This window comes from Actinophytocola sp. (genome assembly GCF_045807065.1).
Lineage (GTDB): Bacteria > Actinomycetota > Actinomycetes > Mycobacteriales > Pseudonocardiaceae > Actinophytocola.
Genome location: NZ_JBJMIE010000470.1, coordinates 1 through 6,132, shown reverse-complemented (window position 1 = coordinate 6,132; position 6,132 = coordinate 1). Strand labels below are relative to the sequence as shown.

Below are 6,132 nucleotides of genomic sequence, written 5' to 3'. Positions count from 1 at the left end.
CTGCGCGTGCCGACCGGGTCGCCCGCCGCCGAAGAGTCCACAGTGGACTGACAGTCCCGGTCGGACGCTTCCGGTAGGGTTCTTCGGTATGGCTGGCGCTGAGGAGTACGTGCCCGCGGGTGCGGGCATCGAGGAGTTGGCCGCGGCAGTGCACGACTGCCGCGGCTGCGACCTGTACAAGGACGCGACGCAGGCCGTGTTCGGGGAGGGGCCTGCGAACGCGACGGTCGTGATCGTCGGCGAGGTGCCGGGCGACCAGGAGGACAGGCAGGGCCACCCGTTCGTCGGGCCGGCCGGCAAGCTGCTGGACCGCGCGCTCGTCGAGGCCGGCATCGACCGGACGAAGGTCTACGTCACCAACGCGGTCAAGCACTTCAAGTTCAAGCAGGCGGAGCGGGGCAAGCGCCGGATCCACCAGAAGCCTGGCCGCACGGAGGTCGTCGCGTGCCGGCCGTGGCTGCTCGCGGAGCTGGACACGCTGCGGCCGGACCTGGTGGTGCTGCTCGGCGCGACCGCGGCACAGTCCCTGCTCGGCACGGGTTTCAAGGTGACCCAGGAGCGCGGCAAGGTCGTCGAGCTGCCGGAACGGCCGGCACGCGCGGTGGCGACGGTGCACCCGTCGTCGGTGTTGCGCTCGGACGACCGCGAGGCGGCCTATCAGGGCCTCGTGGAGGACCTGAAGTCGGCCGCCTCGGTCATCGGTCAGCGCCAGACGCGGCGGTAGTGCGAGACCCGGCGCGGGCCGGGCAGGGCGAACTTGCGGATCAGGTAGGTCAGCAGCGCCGCGATGACCAGCCACAGGATCGCGGCGAGGCCGTCGTTGAGGAACGTCCGCACCTTCTCGTTGGCCGGCACGAACAGGTCGCGCAGACCGAGGGACACCGCGGACGACCAGCTGTTGATCATCGAGGCGAACCCGTTGCTCTGGTTGGCCGAACCGAGCACCAGGATGATGTGCAGCGCGAGCACGACGGCGAACAACGCGCAGAGCACGTTGATGACCGTGCACACCACGTTGACGGTCTTGCGCCGCTGCTGGTCGGGGTCTCCGATCTCCTCCTGCTCGGCGATCGGCGGCTCGGCGATGGCCGGCTCGCTGACGCGCCGCTCCGCGTAGGCGGGCTCGGCCATCGGTGGCGGAGCACCGGGCGGCGGCTGGTGACCGGGTGGAAGCGGATCGGCAGGGTTGAGATCGAGACGAGTCCTGTCGGGATCCGGACGATTCATGGCGAGGCCTCTCCTCCGGCTGGTACAACCAGGACAGAGCTACCCGCATCGCGCCTCGGCAAACCTGCGGACACGGGAAACACGGGGATCGCAGCGGGGGTTCGCGAGTGCGCCGGTTGTCCTTTAGCGTGATCGTGTGCGGGTTGGGCGGGCTCGGGTGCGGGCCACACTTCGGCGGCGTGGGCATGCTCTGCGGCTCATGGCCCTACCGATCCTGCAGTGCTCCGTCGCGGCGGCGATCGCCTGGCTCGTCGCCACGCGGATCTTCGAGCACGCCCGGCCGTTCTTCGCGCCCATCGCGGTCGTGATCTGCATCGGGGTCGGGTTCGGGCAGCAGCGGTTGCGGCGGGTCGTGGAACTGGTGCTCGGGGTCAGCCTCGGGATCGGGGTCGGCGACCTGTTCATCTCCTGGGTCGGCACCGGTTGGTGGCAGCTCGCGATCGTGCTGGGGCTGGCCATGACCACCGCCGTGTTGCTCGGCGGGGGCGCGCTCGTCACGATGCAGGCGGCCAGCTCCTCGATCCTCGTCGCCACGCTGTTGCCGCCCGGCGGCACCGCCGGGTTCGACCGGATGCTCGACGCGCTCATCGGCGGACTGCTCGGGCTCGCCGCCGTCGCGCTCATGCCCGGCGATCCCCGGGACGCCCTCGACAAGCGGGGCCGCGACCTCCTCGCCGAGTTGGCCGCCGCCCTCACCGCGGCCGCCGACGCCATCACCAAGAAGGACCGCGAGATCGCCCAGGAGGCCCTTCGCCGCGCCCGTACCCAGCGGACCGGTGACGACTACCGCGCCGCCCTCAGCGCCGCGCAGGAGACCGCCGCCATCTCGCCCCTGCACCGCCGCCAGCGTCACCGCATCGCGCGGTACGTCATGGCGACCGAGCCCGTCGACCTCGCCCTCCGCAACAGCCGGGTGCTGTTGCGGCGTACGCGTTCCGCGCTGACCGACGACGAGACCTTCCCGGCCGTCCTTCCCCAGGCCCTCCGGCAGCTGGCCGACGCGGCCGCCGACTTCGCCAGGGTGCTCGAGGACGACGGGGACCCCGCACTGGTGCGGGAGGCCATCCGCGAGGCGGCCAGGACCGTGGACGCCCACGACCTCGACCACGTCGGCTTCTCGGCACGGGTGGTCACCGCGCAGCTGCGGTCCGTCGCCGTCGATCTCCTGCAGGCCACCGGGCTCGACCACGACAGGGCGCGGAGCTTCCTGCCCTCCATGGGTTAACGGTCCGGGTCCGACGCTTAAGCTGAGCTACATGCTCGACGTGCGACGGTTGCAGGTGCTCAGAGCCGTGGTGACCAGCGGTTCGGTCACGGCGGCGGCGACCAACCTCGGCTACACGCCCTCGGCGGTCAGCCAGCAGATCGCCGCGCTCGAGCGGCAGGCCGGGCTCCCGCTGCTGGAGCGCGTCGGCCGCGGTGTCCGCCCGACCGCCGCCGGTCGGCTGCTCACCGAGCACGCCGCGGTCATCGCACAGCACGTCGCCGAGGCCGAGACCGCGCTGGCCGACCTGCGGGCCGGTCGCACCGGGCGCCTCGCCATCCGCTACTTCGCCACCGCCGGCGCCGCGCTCGTGCCGCCCGCTCTGGCCAGACTGCGTGCCGAGTACCCGCGCGTGCAGGTCGACCTCAAGCTGATCGAACCCGGCGACCAGCTGGCGGAGGTCGAGCGCGGCGACGCGGACCTCGCGCTCACCGTGTCACCCCGCGAGCGGCCGAGGGACGGCATCCGGCTCGTGCACCTGCTCGACGACCCCTACGACGCCGTCCTCCCCAAGGGGCACCGGCTCGCGGCCAAACGCGTGCTGGATCTCGCCGAGCTGGCCGACGAGCCGTGGGTCAACAACGAGCTGTCCGCCGGGCCGTGCCTGGAACGCATGCTCGAGGCGTGCGCGGCGGCCGGGTTCACCCCGAACTTCGTCGTCGAGAGCGACGACTACGCCACCGCGCAGGGATTCGTCGCCGCGGGACTCGGCGTAACACTCATTCCCCGACTGGGTCTTGGGCAGCGTCACCCGGGCGTGGTCGTCCGGCGCGTGCGCAAGCCCGAGCCGGTGCGCTCGATCCATGCCGCGGTACGTGAGACATCCCTTGCGCTGCCGGCACTTGTGGGTCTGATCGAGGCGCTCAGGGACGCCGCGAAGCAGTAACGTCACCCGACCGGTCTAACCGAACTCACGTTTATCCCGAATATGTGACATGTGCGTGGTTCATCCATGACGGTTTGCACTAAGGCCAGGCAATGCAAGTGACCCACGATGTGTGTCGGAACGTGAACCGATGAGCGGAGCAACCGGGCATGGATCAGGACTACCAACCGTTCTGCATGGCGGACCCGTCCTTTTACGACGCCATGCACTCGGTGGAGACCGCGGGCGAGTCCTTCGCCACCGCGTCCCGGCCGTTGCCGGACGGTTGGACCCTGCGCGCCCAGGACGACTGGCTCGTCGTCCATCCCGCCGAGCGGCAGCAGACTCCGTTGCAGGGCTGGAAGATCCACGCGTCAGCCACGCAGAACAACGCCGACCGCGTGCTGGACGCGGTGTGGGAGTACTGCGTCGCCCGGGGCATCTCGTTCAAGTTCCTCCGTTCGTCCTCCGCGCTGCTCGCCCGTGTCGCCAAATACGCCCCCCGAGGATACGCCGGCAAGCTGGTGACCATTTATCCGGAAAGCGACGAGGCCTGCGAGAAGATTCTCACGGAGCTCGGCGAGCAGCTCGAAGGCGAGCCCAGTCCGTACATTCTCAGTGACCTGCGCTGGGGCGACGGTCCGCTCTTCGTGCGGTACGGCGCGTTCGCCAATCGGTACACAGTGGACAGTGCCGGTCAGGTCGTCGACGCCATCGCCGACCCGGACGGGAACCTCGTGCCGGACAAGCGCGACCCGGTGTTCTACCTGCCGCCGTGGGTGACGCTCCCGACGTTCCTGGAGCCGCACCTGGCCGCCCGCAACGCGGTCACGACCACCGACCTGCCCTACACGATCGAGAGCGTGCTGCACTTCTCCAACGGCGGCGGCATCTACGTGGGCCGTGACACCCGCACCGGCGAGCAGGTCGTGCTGAAGGAGGCCCGCCCGCACGCCGGCCTCGACTCGTGGGGCCACGACGCCGTGCGCCGCCTGCGGCGCGAGTACGAGACGCTGACGAAGCTCGCCGGCGTACCCGGGATTCCGCGGGTGCACGACTACTTCCTGCTCGGCGAGCACCGGTTCCTCGTGATGGACCACGTCGAGGGCGACGTGCTCGGCAAGGCCATCGTCCTGCGGTACCCGCTGATCGACCCCGCGTCGACACCGGAGAAGTACGCCGAGTTCAGCGAGTGGGCGCTCGACATCCACCGCCAGGTCAGCAACACCATCGCCATGGTGCACGAGCGCGGGATCGTCTACGGCGACCTGCACCTGTTCAACATCGTGGTGCGGCCCGACGACACGATCGCGTTGCTGGACTACGAGGTCTCGTCGCCGGTCGAGGAGGCCACCCGGCCCGGCCTCAACAACCCCGGCTTCGCGCCGCCCCGGGACGTGCACGGCTTCGACATCGACAACTACGCGCTGGCCTGCCTGACGTTCGCGCTGTTCCTGCCGATGACCAACCTGCTCGGCCTGCACCGGTTGAAGGCGCGGCACTTCGCGGACATCATCGCCGAGCACTTCCCGGTGCCGACGGACTTCCTCGCGCAGTCGGTCGACGTGATCGTGCCACCGGAGACCCCGCGCCTGCCGAACCCGAAGCTCGAACCGGACCCCGCCGCGTGGCCCGCGCTGCGTGACGACCTGGTCCGCGCGATCCGCGCGAGCGCCACCCCGCACCGCGACGACCGGCTGTTCCCCGGCGACCCGCAGCAGTTCGCGGTCGGTGGGCTCGGTCTCGCCTACGGTGCCGCGGGTGTGCTGTACGCGCTGGACGTCACCGGTGCCGGCCGAATCGAGGAGTACGAGAACTGGCTGGTCAAGCGGGCCACCAACCCGGCGGGCGGCACCCGGCTCGGCCTCTACGACGGGCTGCACGGCGCCGCGTTCGCGCTGGCGCACCTCGGGTACCGGCAGGAGGCGCTCGACGTCGTCGACATCTGCCTGCGCGAGAACTGGGAGTCCATGGGCCACGACCTGCTCGGCGGCGTGTCCGGGTTCGGGCTGAACCTGTTGCACCTCGCCGACGCCACCGGTGAGCCGGCGCTGCGGGTGGCCGCGCGCCGGGCCGCGGAGCTGGTCGCGCAGACCCCGGAGTCCACGAAGGACAACCCCATCAGCGGCTCCGGACAGCCGTGGGCCGGGTTGTTCCGGGGCCGGTCGGGTCCCGCGCTGCTCCTGATCCGGATGTATGACGACACCGGCGACGCCGCGTACCTCGACCGCGCCGCCGACGCGCTGCGGTTCGACCTGCGGCGCTGCGTCTGGCGGGACAACGGGACGCTCGAGGTCAACGAGGGCTGGCGCTCGATGCCCTACCTGGACGGCGGCAGCATCGGCATCGGCATGGTGCTCGACGAGTACCTGCGCCGCCGCGGCGACGACGAGTTCGCGAAGGCCGCGGCGGCGGTGACCCGCACGGCGCGCTCCCCCATGTACATCCTGCCGGGCCTGCTCACGGGCCGCGCCGGCGTGCTGCTCTACCTGGCAGGGCGGTCCGCCGACGCGGCGGCGGACCCGGACGTGGCCCGGCAGGTCCGCAACCTCGCGTGGCACGCGCTGCCGTACGGCGACGGGATGGCGTTCCCGGGTACGGGACTGCTGCGCCTGTCCATGGACCTCGCGACCGGCACCGCCGGCGTGCTGCTCGCGCTCGGCGCGGCACTGCACGACCGCCCGGTGCACGCCCCACTGCTCGCGCCGTCGCGCGTCGAGCCCCCACAGACCCCCACGCCAGCTGGCGTGGGTCAGTAGAAAACCCCCGACAAAGG

The 6,132-nt window shown here is 71.0% G+C and carries 5 protein-coding genes; 4 read left to right on the top strand and 1 reads right to left on the bottom strand.

The window, feature by feature from the left end; all coding sequences use genetic code 11:
* Positions 1 to 88: 88 nt before the first annotated feature.
* Positions 89 to 724, top strand: coding sequence for a UdgX family uracil-DNA binding protein (locus ACJ73U_RS27440; RefSeq protein WP_407780608.1), 636 nt, complete (start codon positions 89 to 91; stop codon positions 722 to 724).
* Here the strand turns inward: ACJ73U_RS27440 and ACJ73U_RS27435 are convergent.
* A complete protein-coding gene (locus tag ACJ73U_RS27435; RefSeq protein WP_407780607.1) occupies positions 703 to 1,131 on the bottom strand; it encodes a hypothetical protein in 429 nt (142 codons plus the stop codon). The genes ACJ73U_RS27440 and ACJ73U_RS27435 overlap by 22 nt on opposite strands.
* Positions 1,132 to 1,426: 295 nt before the next feature.
* On the opposite strand from ACJ73U_RS27435, the gene ACJ73U_RS27430 reads away from it, so the two are divergent.
* The 3 genes from ACJ73U_RS27430 to lanKC all read left to right on the top strand — a co-directional run bounded on the left by ACJ73U_RS27430 (position 1,427) and on the right by lanKC (position 6,115).
* Positions 1,427 to 2,452: an FUSC family protein gene (locus ACJ73U_RS27430; RefSeq protein ID WP_407780606.1), complete on the top strand. Its 1,026-nt coding sequence runs from the start codon at positions 1,427 to 1,429 to the stop codon at positions 2,450 to 2,452.
* Positions 2,453 to 2,483: 31 nt separating this feature from the next.
* Positions 2,484 to 3,377, top strand: coding sequence for a LysR family transcriptional regulator (locus tag ACJ73U_RS27425; RefSeq protein WP_407780605.1), 894 nt, complete (start codon positions 2,484 to 2,486; stop codon positions 3,375 to 3,377).
* A 149-nt stretch (positions 3,378 to 3,526) separates the two neighbouring features.
* Positions 3,527 to 6,115 (top strand): class III lanthionine synthetase LanKC, encoded by a 2,589-nt coding sequence (lanKC, locus tag ACJ73U_RS27420; protein ID WP_407780604.1) that lies wholly within the window; start codon positions 3,527 to 3,529, stop codon positions 6,113 to 6,115.
* Positions 6,116 to 6,132: the final 17 nt, after the last annotated feature.

Excerpts from the sequence above, each read along its gene's own strand:
- ACJ73U_RS27440 (WP_407780608.1), top strand. The coding sequence starts at position 89 with ATGGCTGGCGCTGAGGAGTACGTGCCCGCGGGTGCGGGCATCGAGGAG.
- ACJ73U_RS27435 (WP_407780607.1), bottom strand. The coding sequence starts at position 1,131 with ATGGCCGAGCCCGCCTACGCGGAGCGGCGCGTCAGCGAGCCGGCCATC.
- ACJ73U_RS27430 (WP_407780606.1), top strand. The coding sequence starts at position 1,427 with ATGGCCCTACCGATCCTGCAGTGCTCCGTCGCGGCGGCGATCGCCTGG.
- ACJ73U_RS27425 (WP_407780605.1), top strand. The coding sequence starts at position 2,484 with ATGCTCGACGTGCGACGGTTGCAGGTGCTCAGAGCCGTGGTGACCAGC.
- lanKC (WP_407780604.1), top strand. The coding sequence starts at position 3,527 with ATGGATCAGGACTACCAACCGTTCTGCATGGCGGACCCGTCCTTTTAC.